Origin of the sequence: Calidithermus terrae (assembly GCF_003574345.1) — a bacterium.
GTDB classification, from domain to species: Bacteria; Deinococcota; Deinococci; order Deinococcales; family Thermaceae; genus Calidithermus; species Calidithermus chliarophilus.
Window position 1 is genome coordinate 1 of record NZ_QXDL01000098.1, and the last position, 14,987, is coordinate 14,987.

Consider the following 14,987-nt stretch of genomic DNA (forward strand, 5'->3'; position numbering starts at 1 on the left):
CCCCCTTCTACCAGCCCCGCCTCGACAGCCTGCCCCGCCTGGTGCGGCAGGCCCTGCACACCGTGGCGGTGCTGGGCGACGGCACCCCCAACGAACTGGTGCGCTTCGTGCTGGGCGACGACATCGACCTCTCGCGCCTGGAGGCCGAGGGCTTCGTGGAGATGGGCGAGCAGGGGCTGGAGTTCGTCGTGCCCTTCCTGCGCGAGGCGGTGCTGGGGCACGTCAGCGCCCAGCAGGCCAAGGACTGGCACCTCCAGGCCGCCCGCTGGTACCAGCAGAAGGGCCGCCTCTTCGAGAGCGCGCGGCACCTCGAGGCCGCCGGCGACAGCCTCTCGGCCTTCCGCTTCTGGCGGCTGGCCGCCCAGCGGGCCTGGGCCGAGATGCAGTACGACCGGGCCTTCGGGGCCTACCGCGAGGCGCTGCGCCTGGCCGAGGGCAACCTGCAGGCCACCACCGCGCTCGAGATGGCCGAGCGCCTGCTGAGCCTGGGCCGCTTCGCCGAGGCCAGCGAGATGCTCAGCCCCCACGCCCCCCTCAACCCCCTCGCCGAGGCCCTGCGCGCCGAGGCCTTCTTCGAGCGCGGGATGCTCGAGGAAGCCCTGGCGATCTTCCCCGCCGCCTGCGAGGAGCCGCGCGCCCTGCTGGCCCGGGCCCGCCTGCTGCCCCAGGAGGCGCAGTCCATCCCCCCCGAGCTCCCCCAGAACCTCCAACCCCTGGCCTACTTGCGCCTGGGGCAGGCCGCGCTGCGCCAGCAGAGCTACGCCGAGGCCGTCCCCTGGCTCCAGGCCTACCTCGAGGCCGGCGAGCCCGCCCCCTACCGCGAGGCGCTGGGGCGGCTCGAGCTCGCCCAGGCCCTGTGGCGCTGCTACCGCCCCGGCGAGGCGCTGGGGGCGCTGCAGGAGCGCACCCCCAACCCCGACCTGCCTGCCGCCCTCCAGCTCGAGGGCCTGTGCGAGCTGGCCGCCCTGCAGATGGACGCCGCCCTCTACCGCCCCACCTACGCCACCCTCGAGCTCATGGCCCGCTACCTCCCCAACGTCCCCCCCGCCGCCAAGGCCAAGGCCTACGCGGTGCGGCTGCGCTACCTGCTCGAGACCGGCTACCTGCAGGAGGCGGTGCAGTGGGGCGAGCGGGCCTGCGGCGAGCTCGCCGACGGCTGGCTCGCGGCCCACCTGGCCCTGGCCCACGCCCTGGCCCCCGGCGACGCCCACACCCGCGCGCTCGAGCGCCTCGCCCAGGGCCTGCGCTACGACGACCACCCCGACACCCAGGGCCTGATCCAACTGGCTTTGGGCACGCGGGCCTGGCACCTGGGCTTCGACCCCCGCAAGGCCCTCAAGGCCGCGCTGGTCGCGGCCCGGCGCCACCCCAACCCCTGGGTCTACCACCGCAGCCTGCTGGTGCTGGGCCTGTACCACAGCGAGCGCAACCCCACCCGCGCGCGCCACCTGGCCCAGTACCTCATGAACCACACCGGCAAGACCGGCTTCGTTGCCATGCACGAGCTGGCCCGGCTGCTGCGGGTGCAACTGGAGCTCGAGCAGGGCCGCGAGGTGCTGCACCTGCTGCAATTCCAGCCCTCCAACGCCTTCTCCCACGCCTGGCGCGCCGCGCTGCTGCGCCGCCTGGGCGAGAGCGTGCCCGCCTCGCCCCTGCGCGCGGTGGAGGGCTACGGCATCCTGGGCGAGTGGCTCAAGCACTTCTGGGACAGCGGCCTCGCCGCGTCCTCACCGTCTTGAAGGGGCCGCTTTGGGGTAACATAAAGGTCTAACGCCACGCGGTGGGGTAAGCTAAAGCCACACCGCCGCCGCCCCGTGTTGATCCCTTCAGGATCGCCCTATGGACTTTAACAGCGCCCAAGCGGTCGAACAGATCCGGTCTCGGCTCCCCATCGCCGAGCTGGTGGGCCGTTACGTGGCGCTCAAGCCGGCGGGCAAGGGGCGGCACAAGGGGCTGTGCCCCTTCCACCCCGAGAAGACCCCCTCCTTCCAGGTCGATGAAGCCAAGGGGCTGTTCTACTGCTTCGGCTGCAAGGCCGGGGGCGACCTCTTCGCCTTCTTGCAGCGCGTCGAGGGGCTGGAGTTCCGCGAGGCCCTCGAGCGCCTCGCCCGCGAGACCGGCGTCGAGCTGCCCGAGTTCCGGGCGCAGGGCAAGAAGCGCGAGCTCTACGAGGTGCTCACCCTCGCCCAGGAGTACTTCCGCTCGCACCTGGTGGGGGCGGGCCTGGACTACCTCAAGAAGCGCGGCCTGAGCGAGGAGTCCGTCGAGAAGTTCGGGCTGGGCTACGCCCCGCCGGGCTGGGACGGGCTGTTGCGCTACCTGCAGAACAAGGGCGTCAGCCCGGAGGAGGCCAACCAGGCCGGGGTGCTGGCCGAGCGCGACGGGCGCTTCTTCGACCGCTTCCGCAACCGCGTCACCTTCCCCATCCTCGACAGCCTGGGCCGCGTGGTGGCCTTCACCGCCCGCGCCCTCGCCCCCGAGGACAGCCCGAAGTACCTCAACTCCCCCGAGACCAGCCTCTTCAAGAAAAGCCTGCTGCTCTACGCCTACCCCCAGGCCCGCCAGGCCATCCGCGACAAGGCCCGCGCGGTGGTGGTGGAGGGGCTCTTCGACGCCATCGCGCTGCACCAGCTGGGCTTCCCCGAGACGGTGGCGGTGCTGGGCAGCAGCCTCTCGAGCGAGCAGGCGCACCTGCTCAAGCGGCTGGAGGTGCGCGACCTCTACCTCTCCTTCGACGCCGACGAGGCCGGGCGCAAGGCCACGCTGCAGAGCCTCGAGCTCGACGTCGTCAAGAGCTTCCTGGTGCACTCGGTGGCGCTGGAGGGGGGCAAGGACCCCGGCGACCTGCTGCTCGCCCCCGACGGCGCCCAGCGCTACGCCCTGGCCCTGCACAACGCCCTCCCCGAGGTGGAGTTCCGCTTCCAGGTGGCCGCCAAGGGCGTCAACCTGCAGACCCCCCAGGGCAAGCAGCAGGTGCTCGACGCCCTGCTGCCGCGCCTGGTCTCCCCCGACCCGCTCGACAAGGTGGTGACCGCGCTCAAGCAGGTGCTGATGAGCCGGCTGCACCTCGAGCTGCGCGCCATCGACGACTACATCCGCAGCCGCGCCGGCCGCGCCCCGGCCGCGCGCCGCGCCCCCAACCCCACCACCTCGCTCGGGCTCTCCCGCCCCGACCTCTCCGAGAAGCGCCTGCTGCGCGAGCTGGACGTGATCTCGCTGCTCTACTCCGCCCCCGACGCCGAGTTCAGCAACTGGTGCCAGTACGTCGAGGACCACACCTGGCCCCCCGAGGGCAGCCTGCTCGCCGACTTCATGCTGGCGGTCAAGGAGGGGAAGAACAAGGCCCGCGTGATCCGGCACTTCCAGGAGCGCGGCGAGGGCGACCGCCTCTTCGACGCGCTGATGAAGCGACCCGAGGAGGCCCCGCAGGACCTCGAGCACACCCTCCAGACCAGCATGGCCCGCCTGCGCGAGGTGTACTACGAGATGCGCCTCGACAAGCTCAAGCAGGAGCTCAAGACCAGCCCCAGCGTCGAGCTGCTCAAGGAGATCCAGGAGATCCAACGGGCCATCGAGGCCGAGCGCCGGGTGTACCTCAAGTAAGCGCCGCTCAGGGGCGGCAGCAAATTGTGCCGCGCCACAGTAGGATGGGGCGGTGGAAAGCGAAGTCCTCTCCCTCAACGCCGAAACCCTCCGGCTTCTGCTCGAGCTCCCCGGCATCCAGGTCGAACGGGTCGAAGAAGACCTCTTCAGCATCACCTACTCCAGCGGGCTCAAGGCCCGCCTCATCACCTACGGCGACGACCCCCTGCGCAGCCTCCAGCTCCGCGCGGGCTTCTCCGGCTTCACCAAGATCGAGCTCAAGCACATGAACCAGTGGAACAAGCGCTACCGCTTCAGCAAGTGCTACCTCGACGACGACGGCGACCCCCTGCTCGAGACCGACCTCGAGCTCACCGGCGTCACCCGCGAGACGGTAGTGAAGTTCCTGCAGAACTTCGACGACCAGTCCAACCTCTTCTTCTCCTACCTCCGCATGATCGACGCCGGGTTGATGGAGTGAAGCAGCGTTGGAAGCGGTAAGCCGTCAACGGTCAGCTTTCAGCCGTCAGCGGTAAGCGGGAAGCTAGTGGCTCGTGGTGAACCCCACCCCGCAGGCGGGGAGGGTTTATCCCCCCAGCCCCCCTTGCTAAGGGGGGTAAACAAAGGGCGTCCCGCGTTTCGCGTCTTGCGTCTTGCGTTTGGCGTTTTGCGTTTGGCGTACGACGTAGGACGTACGACCCACGCCCAGCACCCGGCGTCAGCCCCCACCGCACAACGTTTCGGTATTATCTATGCCATGGCAAAGGCCCTCGAGCTACGCAACATCACCAAGCGTTATCCCCTGGTGCTCGCCAACGACCGCATCTCCCTGGACGTCAACTGGGGCGAGGTGCTGGCGATCGTGGGCGAGAACGGGGCGGGCAAGAGCACGCTGATGAAGATCGTGTACGGGCTGGTCAAGCCCGACCAGGGCGAGATCCTGGTGGACGAGCAGCCCACCGTCATCACCGGCCCTAAGGACGCCATCGCCAAGGGCATCGGCATGGTGCACCAGCACTTCATGCTCGTCGAGCCCTTTACCGTGCTGGAGAACGTCATTTTGGGCTCGGAGCCCGGCAGCCGCGCCCAGATCGACTTAGCGCGCGCGCGGGCCGAGGTGGACGCGCTGAACAAGGAGCTGGGCTTCAACCTCGACCTCGAGGCCAAGATCGAAGACCTGGCGGTGGGGCTGCAGCAGCGGGTCGAGATCCTCAAGGCCATCTACCGCAAGGCCAAGATCCTCATCCTCGACGAGCCCACCGCGGTGCTCACCCCCCAGGAGGCCGAGGAGCTCTTCGAGTTTTTGCGCAAGTTCGTGCAGCAGGGCAACGCGGCCATCTTCATCAGCCACAAGCTGGCCGAGGTGATCCGCGTCTCCGACCGCACCACCGTCATCCGCGACGGCAAGGTGGTGGGCACCGTCGAGACCAAGGACACCAACGTCGAGCAGCTCGCCCGCATGATGGTGGGGCGCGAGGTGATCCTCACGGTGAACAAGACCCCCAAGACGCCCGGGGAGGTGATGCTCGAGGTCGAGGGGCTGGTGGCGCAGTCGCACAACCCCAAGCACAGCCTCAAGGGGATCAGCTTCCAGGTGCGCGCGGGCGAGGTGGTGGGGATCGCGGGCGTGGAGGGCAACGGCCAGACCGAGCTGGTCGAGGCCATCACCGGCCTGCGCCCCTACCAGGGCACCATCCGCTACGGCGGGCAGGAGCTGCCGCAGAAGGCTCGAGCCGTGCGCGAGTGGGGCCTGTCGCACATCCCCGAAGACCGCAACCAGCGCGGCTTAGTGCTCGACTTCAGCACCCGCGAGAACAGCATCCTGGGCGACCACTACCGCAAGCCCTACACCGCCATGGGCTTCCAGGATTCCGACGACATCGAGCGCCACGCCCGGCAGGTGGTGGAGAACTTCGACGTGCGCCCCCGCAGCACCGAGCTCGCCGGGCGCCGCTACTCCGGCGGCAACGCCCAGAAGATCATCGTCGGGCGCGAACTCTCCCGCGACCCCAAGGTGCTCATCGCCGCCCAACCCACCCGCGGCGTGGACATCGGCGCCATCGAGTTCATCCACGAGCAGATCGTCGCGGCCAGGGACAAGGGCCTTGCGGTGCTGCTGGTCTCCGCCGACCTCAACGAGGTGCGCTCCCTCTCCGACCGCATCCTGGTGATGTTCGAGGGCCAGATCATGGGCGAGCTGAAGGCCGAGGAGGCCACCGAGGAGCGGCTGGGGCTGTTGATGGCGGGGATTAAGGCGTAGGGGTGTTGATGGTCGATGGTCGATGGTCGATAGCCGATAGCTGAACGCGAAACGCAAGACGCAAGACGCCGGTCGTACGTCTTATACCCGGTTTGGGTGGATCGTCTCCCATCGGGAGGCTATCCACCCCGGCCGAAGGGAGTGCCCTGGGCTTCACAAAGATGTACCCCTGACGGATTTGAAGAGTAGCTTTGTGAAGCCGGTATTACGTCGTACGTCCTACGGCTTGGCCCTGGGCTCTTGACAAACCACAAGCTGACGGCTTACCGCCCGCGGGGAGGGGTGACTACAAGCCACAGGCCCCCTAACCGCTCAATCCTGGAACTCGCCCTCGATGCCCTCGAGCACCACCACGTCGCCGGTGTCGAGGTTGTACTTGAGCTTGGTGCCCCGCACCTTGCCGTCCTTGCTCTCGCTGGTGACGGGGGCCTCCTTGGTGCCGTAGAGGTAGGCCACGCCGTCCCTTTCGCGAACCACGGCGCTCTGGGCGCTGGTGGTGCGTTCTTTTTGGGTCAGGCGCACCTGGCCCGAGAGGAGGAGGGTTTCGTCGTCTACGTTGTAGGTCAGGGCGTTGGCGTTGCCGTTGAGGGGCTTGTCGCCGGAGCGCTCGAGCTTGATCGGGCCGGCCACCTTGGCGTCGCCGGTGTCGTTGTCGTAGATGAGCTCGCTGCCGAAGGCCTTGCTCTTGCCCTGGACCACCTCGACGCTCGAGGGGGTGGCCTTGGCCTCGATCTCCACCTTGCGGTCGTCGCCCTCGCCCACCTCGCGGGCGAAGCCGTCGGAGAGGCGCACCAGTTCCTCCACGCCCTTGTCGATGAGCACCAGGTTGCCGAAGGCGGTGGCGTCCTTGCCGAAAGTCACCTTGATGCGCTTGGCGTCGGACATGGCGAAGTACTGGTAGGACTTCTTGTTCTGCACCTCCTCGGCCTGTGCCGACTTCTTCAGCGGGGCCATGCGCATGAGGAAGGCGTTGCCCCTGTCGTCCTTGCGGTCGCTGTTGAAGGCGACCTCGAGCCACTCCCCCGCCTTGAAGTCGCCGGGCTTGGCCGGCCGGCCCTCGCGCAGGACACGGCTCTCCCCGTTGAACCAGTAGGCCCCCTGGCCCTTCAGCCGCACCAGCGAGCCCTCGACGGCCTCGAGCTGCCCCAGCACGATCTCGCCGGAAAAGTTGACCCAGTAGTTGTCGGGGCTCACCGTCGTGGCCTCGATCTTCTTGCCGCGGCGCTCGAGCTCGACGACGGTGGGGTAAAACTCCTCCTGCGCCAGGGACAGCGAAATCCCCAGCGCCAGGAGGCCGAGAACCCAGCTATTTAGCCGTCTTCTGGAAGTCATTTACGGGGAGGGTGAAGGGCTTGGTGTAGCGGTTGGATTGGTGCTTGTTGACGTTGTGCTCGATGACCGGGGTGCTGAGCTTTACCTTTTCCTTGGTGTTCTCGCTCACCGCGGGCTTGCCCGAGACGATGGCGATGCCGGTCTTGTCGTCGTAGGTGAGGCTGTCGCCGGTGACGGTGGTGTTGCCGTCAACGAGCGTCACGCCGCCCATGGCGATGAGGCGCTTGTCGTTGGTGAGGCTGCGCACCTCCTTGGCCCGGATGATCAGGTTGCCGTCGGCGCCGCTGCGCTTGCGGGTGAGCACGACCTGCTTGCCGTCGGTGAAGATCGCCAGGCCGCGCTTCTCCTCGTAGTACACCGCGTCCGACTGGCCCTCCTGGTTGCCGTTCTTGAGCGTCACCTCGCCCTCGCTGGTCGAGACGTCGGTATCGACGTCGAAGGTCATCTTGCTCGCGGCGACCTCGACGGGGTCGCTCTTGTCGTCCTTGGGCTCCTGGCGCATCTGGGCCGGGCCGGTGAGCACGCCCAAGCCGGTGCTCTCCTGGTAGGTGAGCTTGGGGCCCTTGGCGGTCATGCGGTCGCGCTTGACGGTGATGCTGCCCTCGAAGGTGGCGGTGCGCTCGCCCTTGGACTGCTCGAGGGTCTTGCCCGACGGGGCCTGCAGCGTGGCCTTGCTGGCGTTGATCTGGAGGTCCTTGACCTTGCCCACCACGCCGCCCGCGGTGGGGTTGGTGAAGGTGAGCGGGCCGTTGCGCGGGTTGCCGGAGACTTCGCCGCCCGGGCTCTGGATGTCGATGATGCGGACGTTGCTGCTCTGGCTGAGCGCCGCCGCCAGGAGCAAGAGGGTTAGGCCGAGGGTCTTTTTCATTCGTAACCACCTTCGATCGTGCAGGGGGGGGACTCGCCCTCCGGGTAGTCGTAGAACTGCCACTTGGGGTCGCTCCAGCGGACGTTCTCGATGGCGAAGTTGGAGCTGAAGCGGGTGCCGGTGGCGTTGTACGTCGGGGCCTCGATCTTTACGCTCGGCGCCGAGAAGCCCGCCTTCTGGTCGATGAGCACCTCGGGGCCGCCCTGGCTGCCGAGCTCGACCCGGACGCACCCCTTGAGGATCTCCGCCTGCGCGTACGGCAGGCGCAGGTTGTCCGTGCGGTCGATGACGACCGAGGGGGCCCTGATCCGCAGGTCGAGCTTGCCCCCCACGTAGCGCTCGCCGCCCTTCAGGACGCTCACCTTGGCCTCGCGGTTGCCGGGGTCCTGCTCCACGCGGCCGGCCTCGAACTTCCAGGTGGCCTCGGGGTCTTGCTCGGGGTAGAGGTCGAGCTTGACGTCCTCGAGCACCACCCCCTTGTTCGGGGCGGGCGGGATGGGCACCGGCCGCAGGGTGAGCACCACGGCCAGCCCGACGATGGCGGTGAGCAGGATGAGCGCAGGACGCAGCACGGTCTCAACCTAGGCAGTCACGGCCTTAGAAGCGTGAAGCCAGGGCTCAATCATAACCCCGGCGAAAATCCATCCATCTCACAGAACGTCGCGGGTGGTGCCGCGGGCGCGGTAATTCATCCAGTTCTTGCGCAGGCGCAACGCCTTGGTGACGACGCCGTAGAGCGGGGACAGGGCGAGGTCGTAGGCGGGGAAGCGCACCCGCCGCCCGCCGAAGCCCTCCTTGAACTTGTCGATCCCGGCGGCGTGGCTGCCCTCGCTCTGCCGGGGAACGCCCCACAGGTCGTAGGTGTGGCAGCCGTGCTCGAGCCCCCAGGTGATGGCCCCCCAGTGCATCCCGTTGGGCGCCTTGGCGTTGGAGTTCTCGCGGCTGGAGCCGCCGTAGAGGTAATCGACCTTGTCCGCGAAGGCCACGAACAGGCCCGCGGCCAGGGCCTTGCCCTCGAGCCGGGCGACACAGATGAAGGCCTGGCCCCCCGGCTGGTTCATCGCCCGCAGCACGGTGCGGTAGTACTCCTTGCTGTGCTGGAGCAGCTTGGCCCTGCGGTTGGTCTCCTCGAACAGCGCCCAGAACTCCTCGAAGGCCTCCTCGCCCTCGACGGTGGTGACCACGCGCTTCTCGGCGAGCTTGGTGTTGCGCTTGTGCATGGAGTCCATGCCCTCGAGCAGCCCCTCGCGGCCCTGGCGCAGGTCGAGCCAGATGGTGTACTCGGGCTGGATGGTCTCGCTGGGGCTGAGCGCGGGGAAGCTCGGCGGCGCGGCGAGCGCGTCCTGCCCGGTCTCGGGCTCGAGCTTGAGGTAGGCCGCCCCGCCCGCCCTCGCCCGCAGGGCCTCCGCCACGCGCGGCAAGTCCTCGACCCGGCGCAGGGCCGGGCCCCGGGAGGCGTAGAGCATCGCCAGCGGCCCCACGAACTGGCGCCGGAAGAGCTGGGCGGCGGCGACGAGCGCGTCGCCCTCGTAGAGCGCGACGCGTTCAGGCACCCAGCCCGACAGTTTCTTCACCTCGCCCCAGCCCCAGCTCTGCAGCGCGCTGGTGATGGGCAAGGAGGCCACCAGCGCGTTCCAGCGGGCGGGGTCGGTAACGGTCTCGAGGCGCAGCACGAGGAGTCATTATGCCTGAAAGGGCGAGGGGGGGCAAAGGGTGGTCTGCGTCGTACGTCGTACGTCCTACGCCGTACGCAAGACGCGAGACGCGGGTCCTGCGTCCTGCGTCGTACGTCTCGGCCCTAGACCCTCGGCAGGCCACAGGGCTGCGGGCGACTAGCTATGGACCTTTCACCCTCTGTGTCGAGGGTCATACGCAAATTTTCGTCGCCGTCGGTATACTCAAGGCGAGTGTATGGCGCGAATTGGGGTAGTCACCGACGATTCCGGCTTCGAGCATTTCCTCGAGGCGGTGACCGCCGCCGACGGGTACAAGCTGGTCGTCTATGACGACGTGGGCTCCTGGGCCAGCCGGCTGCTCCACGACGCGCCGGACCTGGTGATCCTCGACCGCGTGGCCGGGCGCGATAGCATCACGCTGCGTGCGCAGATGCGGACCGATCCGCGCCTGGAGGCCATCCCGGCCATTCTGGTGCTCGAGGCCCTGCCCCTCGAGCGCCCCCCCTGGCTGCGCCTGGAGGTGCTGGCCCGAAAGCCCGTCACCCACCGCAGCCTGCGCCTGCTGATCAACCGCGTGCTCTACCAGGGCGGGCTGGTGCTCAGCGACGGCTTGTTGGTGCTCAGCCCCAGCGACGCCCGGCCCCTGCTGGCGGAGTTCCTGGGCAGCTCCGAGCGGCTGAGGCAGCTCTGGCTCAACCCCCAGGAGCGCGAGAGCCTGGTGATCGCCCTCGAGCGCGAGGGCTGGACCGAGCAGGGCCTGCGCCGCCTGGCCCGCCGCAACGACCTCGACCTTTACGACATGCTGGGCTGGCTGGCCTTCGGCTGGACGGTCAAAACCCGCCAGCAACGGGCCTACCAGGCCTGGAAGTGGGCCGAGTCCCGCCCCGACGCCAAGATCATCCACTCCCTCCTCTCGGCCTATGTCGAGTACGGCATCTCCGGCATGGAGAAGGTGCTGCGCCAGGAAAAGGTCCTGGTATCCTCCGTCCTCACCGGAGGCCCCGCAGGCTCCCGCAACGACCAGGGCTGGCTGATCCGGCTCGAGGCCCAGATTTACGCCGATTAGAGGAAGGCTCGGATCCGGGTTTATCAGCAGCCAGCTTCCAGCCGTCAGCTCGTGGCCCGTGGCCTGCCGAGGGTCTAGGGCCGAGACGTACGACGCAGGACGCAGGACGCAGGACACGCGTCTCGCGTCTTGCGTCTTGCGTACGGCGTAGGACGTACGACGTACGACGCAGACCACGCGCCCGGCTATCAGCTATCGCCTCTCCACGTTGTAAAGTATCGCCGTGACCCGCATCGCCTACCAGGGAACCGAAGGAGCCTACAGCGAGGAAGCCGTCCTCAAGACCTTTCCCGAAGCCCAGCCTATCGGCTTCCCCACCTTCCACGAGGTCTTCGCGGCGGTGTCGGAGCACGAGGTCGAGCTGGGGGTGGTGCCGGTGGAGAACACCACCGCCGGGATCATCAACCAGACCTACGACCTGCTGCTCGAGACCGACCTGCACGTCATCGGCGAGATCGTGCTCAAGATCGAGCACTGCCTGATGGCCCCCAAGGGAAGCCGGCTCGAGGACATCCGCTACGTCAAGAGCCACCCCCAGGGCTTGGCCCAGTGCGACGGGTTCATCGCCCGCTACCACTTCAAGGCCACCCCGGTCTACGACACCGCCGGGGCCGCGCGCGAGCTGGCCGAGAACCCCGAGCCCGGCCACGCCGCCATCGCCAGCCGCCGCGCCGCCGAGCGCTACGGGCTGGAGGTGCTGGCCGAGAACATCCAGGACTTCAAGGGCAATTACACCCGCTTCTTCGTGCTCTCGCGCGAGGTCCCGCCCCGCCGGGAGGGGCCGCACAAGAGCTCGGTGGTCTTCGCCACCCGCCACGTGCCGGGGGCCCTGCTCCACGCGCTGCAGGCCCTGGCCGAGGCGGGGGTGAACATGACCAAGCTCGAGTCCCGCCCCCGCCGCGACCCCGAGCGCCCCTTCAGCCCGGTGTTCTACGTGGACTTCGAGGGCCACATCGAAGACCCCGGCCCGGCCAGGGCCCTCGTCGGGCTGCTGCAGCGGGCCCAGTTCGTCAAGGTGCTCGGTTCATACCCGGTGGCACAGAACGGCGCGTAGAAAAGGAAACCGGGGGCCAATCCCCCCGGTTCATCGAGCTCTACTCATCCTCTCACCGGAAGCTGGCCCCGAGCACGGCCCGGCTGCCGGTCCCCCCGTCGAAGTAATAGATCCCCTGCCAGCCCACGAAGAGCCCGGTCGAGCGGTCGAGGGCGAACTCGATGCCGAAGTCGAGGGTGAGGCCCACGTCGGCGCCGCCCCCGCCGAAACGCGCGCCCAGGCCGCCGCCCAGGTAGGGCGAGATGCCGCGCAGGTCGCGGTCGAACTGGCCGAGGTCGGGCTTGAAGAGCAGCTCGCCGCCCACGAAGACCCCGGGGCCCTGGAAGAAGAGGTCGCCGTAGAACAGCGCCACCAGGTTGCGCTGGAGCTCGGCCTCGAGGCCGAATCCCAGGGCCGGGCTCGGCACCGAGATGCGGAATTGGAAGCTGCGCTGGGCCTGAGCGCTCGCCCCGACGGCGAGCACCACGAGGAGAACCAAAAGGGTTAGTCGTTTCATGTGTCGTTCCCTCCTCCGCGATACCATAGCCCATCCGCAGCCCGCCGTCCAAGCCGGGTTTCTCTCACATAGCGCTAACGCTGGGTGCTTAGATTGGTGCGCATGAAGAGGATGCTATGGATCGTTCCCGTGCTCGCTGCCGTCGGCCTGATGGGGGCCCCCCTGGTCGCCCAGACCAAGCCCCAGGCCGTCAAGATCGGTTTCATCAACTCCGACGCGGTGATTGAGGCCCACCCCGACTACGCCAAGGTCAAGGCGGTGCGCGACCAGGCCGACAAGGAGCTCAAGCCCCTGCAGACCCAGCTCACCCAGCTCCAGCAGAAGATCCAGAGCGGCCAGGCCTCGGCCAAGGAGCAGCAGGACTTCCAGACCCTGCGCCAGGCCTACAACGACGCGCTCAAGAAGTGGGCCACCCGCACCGAGGAGGCCGGCAAGCCCCTCACCGACCAGATCGACAAGGTGATCAAGAAGGTGGCCGAGGACAACGGCTTCCAGGTGGTCATGGACTACAAGGTGGCCCAGGCCAGCAGCCTGGTGGTCTACGCCGCCGACGGCCTCGACCTCACCGCCAAGGTCATCGAAGAGGTCAAGAAGTAGGCCGCAGCACCCGCGCTAGCGCAGGGGCCCCCGGGGGCCCCTGTTTTTTATGCCGGGCGCTTTCTCACAAGTTGCTAAATCAGGCTCCGTACAGTGGGAGCCATGTGGACGCGCGTTCTCGCCGCTTTCTGCCTGGTGCTGCTCACGGCACCGCTCTCGGCCCAGACCAAGCCTAAGGCGTTCCGGGTCGGGTTCATCAACCCCGACACCGCCATCCAGGCCCACCCCAACTACCCCAAGCTCAAGAGCGTGCAGGACCAGGCCGAGAAGGAGCTCAAGCCCCTGCGCGACCAGATCAACCAGCTCGGCCAGAAGGCCCGCAGCGGGCCGCTCTCCGCCAAGGACCAGCAGGGCCTGCAGTCGCTGCAGAAGGCCTTGCAGGACGCCACCAAGAAGTGGAACGAGCGCGTCAGCACCGTAGCCAAGCCGCTCCTCGACGACATCGACAAGGAGGTAAAGAAGGTGGCCGAGGCCAACGGCTTCCAGGTGGTCATGGACTTCAAAGTAGCCAAGGCCAGCAGCCTGGTGGTCTACGCCGCCCCCGACAGCGACGTCACGCCGCTGGTGGTCAAGGAGCTGAAGAAGTAGGAGCGCCGTAAAGACGGGGCTGCGCTCGAGCGAGGGCCGACTTTCGGGCCTTCGCTCGACCTTAATTTGGCCTCGAGCGCGTTTTGAGTGTGCTAGACTGGCCCCAATGGCAAAGGCAAAGTCCAAGCGCTCCAGTCCGGCCAAAACTCCCCCGCCCCAAAACCCCAAGGAACCCCGCCTCGACTCCGAGGCGCTGGCCCTGGTGGCGCTGGCGGCGGGGATCGCGCTGGGGCTGGTGCTCTACGTCAACCCGCGCTTCACGGGCGAGTACGGCCAGTGGCTGCGCCAGATCACCTACGGCAACCTGGGGCTGCTGACCTGGGTGGTGCCCCCGGCGCTGGGCGCGGCGGCGGTGCTGCTGCTGTTGGGCAAGCCGCTGCGGGGTTTCCTGCGCGGGCTGGGCTTCGCCCTGCTCGGCGCCGCCGTGGTGCTGCCCGTGCTGGCGGCGGTGGAGGCGGAGTGGGGCGGGAGCCTGGGCACGGCCGCGGCCCGCGCCCTGACCGGCGCGCTGGGCAACGCGGGGCTGCTGCTGTGCGGGGTGCTGCTCGTCTTCGTGCTGGACCTGGCCTCGCGCCGCCGCCCCGGATGGCTCTTCGGCGTGGTGCTGCGGCGGGTAGGGCTGGCGGCCTCGAGGCTGCGCCGCTCGCTGCGCCTGGCCCGGCAGGCCTCGAGGCTGCTGGGCGAGACCCGCGTGCTGGCCGAGCGTTACCCCGAGCACAAAGCCCTGGCCGCGCTCGAGGAGGACCTGCTGCAGTACCGCCGCAACCCCCTGGCCGGCGACGCCACGGGCGAGGGGCTCGAGGCGCTTTCGGGCGTCTTCCGGAAGTTCCTCCAGGAGCGCAGCGCCGAGCTGGCGGGCACCGTCAAGGCCGAGGTGCGCCCCCTGGCGGCCAAGCTCGAGCGCCTCTCGGCCGCGCTGGCCGCCCCGGTGCAGGGGCTGGGGCTGGCGCAGGCCCTCGAGGAGCGCCGGGCCGCGCTAAGCCTCGAGGTGGGCACGCTGCACACCAAGGCCCGCACCCTCGAGCGCCAGGCCGAGCAGGCCAGCGCCCAGCTCGAGCGCGGGGTGAGCGCCCACCGCCTGTTGGAGGCCTGGGACGACCACCAGACCCGCCTCGAGGCCTGGGAAAGCCTGCAGGGGCTGGTCACGGACCTCGAGCAACGCGCCGACGCCTGGCTGCGCTGGGCAGAGTGGCTCGAGGCCAACCCCCCCGAGGCCCACTCGGCCGGCCTGCGGGCCCTGCTCGAAGGCGGCCTGACCGCGGCCCCGCCCGTGATCTTCCCGGTGGTGACCCGGCCCGCCGAGCCCCCGGCCCCGGCTGCGGTGCCTCAGCCCGGCCCTGACCCCGACCTCGACCTTGACCTCGACTTCGACCTCGAGGAGGCGGCCGAGGCCGAGCCGGTGGTCACGGCCCAGCCCAAGGCGCCGCCGGGCAAGCCCTCCGCCAAGCCGGAGGGCAAGGCCCAGATC

General features: G+C 68.7%; 13 protein-coding genes and 1 pseudogene. 9 read left to right on the plus strand and 5 right to left on the minus strand.

Features of this window, described 5'->3' with window-relative positions; all coding sequences use genetic code 11:
- From Mterra_RS22330 to Mterra_RS11995, 4 genes are all read left to right on the plus strand, one after another.
- Positions 1-1,739 (plus strand): ATP-binding protein (locus Mterra_RS22330; RefSeq protein ID WP_476727198.1); only part of this gene is annotated, 1,739 nt, incomplete at its 5' end.
- Between the two features lie 100 nt (positions 1,740-1,839).
- Positions 1,840-3,603, plus strand: coding sequence for a DNA primase (gene dnaG / locus Mterra_RS11985; protein WP_119315407.1), 1,764 nt, complete (start codon positions 1,840-1,842; stop codon positions 3,601-3,603).
- 52 nt (positions 3,604-3,655) lie between these two features.
- On the plus strand, positions 3,656-4,063 hold the full coding sequence (locus tag Mterra_RS11990; protein ID WP_119315408.1) for a YbjN domain-containing protein: 408 nt from the start codon (positions 3,656-3,658) through the stop codon (positions 4,061-4,063).
- 276 nt (positions 4,064-4,339) lie between these two features.
- The gene (locus tag Mterra_RS11995; RefSeq protein ID WP_119315409.1) at positions 4,340-5,842 is read left to right on the plus strand and encodes an ABC transporter ATP-binding protein; all 1,503 of its coding nucleotides are present in this window, start codon (positions 4,340-4,342) and stop codon (positions 5,840-5,842) included.
- A gap of 312 nt (positions 5,843-6,154) precedes the next feature.
- Here the strand turns inward: Mterra_RS11995 and lptC are convergent, their stop codons facing one another.
- From lptC to Mterra_RS12015, 4 genes are all read right to left on the minus strand, one after another.
- Positions 6,155-7,174: an LPS export ABC transporter periplasmic protein LptC gene (gene lptC / locus Mterra_RS12000; protein ID WP_119315410.1), complete on the minus strand. Its 1,020-nt coding sequence runs from the start codon at positions 7,172-7,174 to the stop codon at positions 6,155-6,157.
- Positions 7,149-8,042 carry an LptA/OstA family protein gene (locus Mterra_RS12005; protein ID WP_119315411.1) on the minus strand — a complete coding sequence of 298 codons (894 nt, stop codon included), beginning with the start codon at positions 8,040-8,042 and terminating at the stop codon, positions 7,149-7,151. The genes lptC and Mterra_RS12005 overlap by 26 nt, the downstream gene beginning before the upstream one ends.
- Positions 8,039-8,614, minus strand: coding sequence for a hypothetical protein (locus Mterra_RS12010; RefSeq protein ID WP_119315412.1), 576 nt, complete (start codon positions 8,612-8,614; stop codon positions 8,039-8,041). Before Mterra_RS12010 ends, Mterra_RS12005 begins: the two co-directional genes overlap by 4 nt.
- A gap of 78 nt (positions 8,615-8,692) precedes the next feature.
- Positions 8,693-9,715 (minus strand): lipid II:glycine glycyltransferase FemX, encoded by a 1,023-nt coding sequence (locus Mterra_RS12015; protein WP_119315413.1) that lies wholly within the window; start codon positions 9,713-9,715, stop codon positions 8,693-8,695.
- Between the two features lie 238 nt (positions 9,716-9,953).
- On the opposite strand from Mterra_RS12015, the gene Mterra_RS12020 reads away from it, so the two are divergent.
- Both Mterra_RS12020 and pheA read left to right on the plus strand, forming a co-directional pair.
- Positions 9,954-10,784, plus strand: coding sequence for a type I restriction-modification enzyme R subunit C-terminal domain-containing protein (locus Mterra_RS12020; protein ID WP_119315414.1), 831 nt, complete (start codon positions 9,954-9,956; stop codon positions 10,782-10,784).
- A 223-nt stretch (positions 10,785-11,007) separates the two neighbouring features.
- Positions 11,008-11,838: a prephenate dehydratase gene (pheA, locus tag Mterra_RS12025; RefSeq protein ID WP_119315415.1), complete on the plus strand. Its 831-nt coding sequence runs from the start codon at positions 11,008-11,010 to the stop codon at positions 11,836-11,838.
- 52 nt (positions 11,839-11,890) lie between these two features.
- Here the strand turns inward: pheA and Mterra_RS12030 are convergent, their stop codons facing one another.
- On the minus strand, positions 11,891-12,334 hold the full coding sequence (locus Mterra_RS12030) for a hypothetical protein (RefSeq protein WP_119315416.1): 444 nt from the start codon (positions 12,332-12,334) through the stop codon (positions 11,891-11,893).
- Positions 12,335-12,436: 102 nt separating this feature from the next.
- Between Mterra_RS12030 and Mterra_RS12035 the strand changes: the two genes are divergently transcribed.
- The 3 genes and pseudogenes from Mterra_RS12035 to Mterra_RS12045 all read left to right on the plus strand — a co-directional run.
- Complete coding sequence (locus tag Mterra_RS12035; protein WP_119315417.1) at positions 12,437-12,931, plus strand: OmpH/Skp family outer membrane protein; 495 nt, start codon at positions 12,437-12,439, stop codon at positions 12,929-12,931.
- 102 nt (positions 12,932-13,033) lie between these two features.
- Positions 13,034-13,519: an OmpH/Skp family outer membrane protein gene (locus Mterra_RS12040; RefSeq protein ID WP_119315418.1), complete on the plus strand. Its 486-nt coding sequence runs from the start codon at positions 13,034-13,036 to the stop codon at positions 13,517-13,519.
- A gap of 106 nt (positions 13,520-13,625) precedes the next feature.
- Positions 13,626-14,987: pseudogene (locus Mterra_RS12045) on the plus strand (DNA translocase FtsK); the annotation flags it as partial.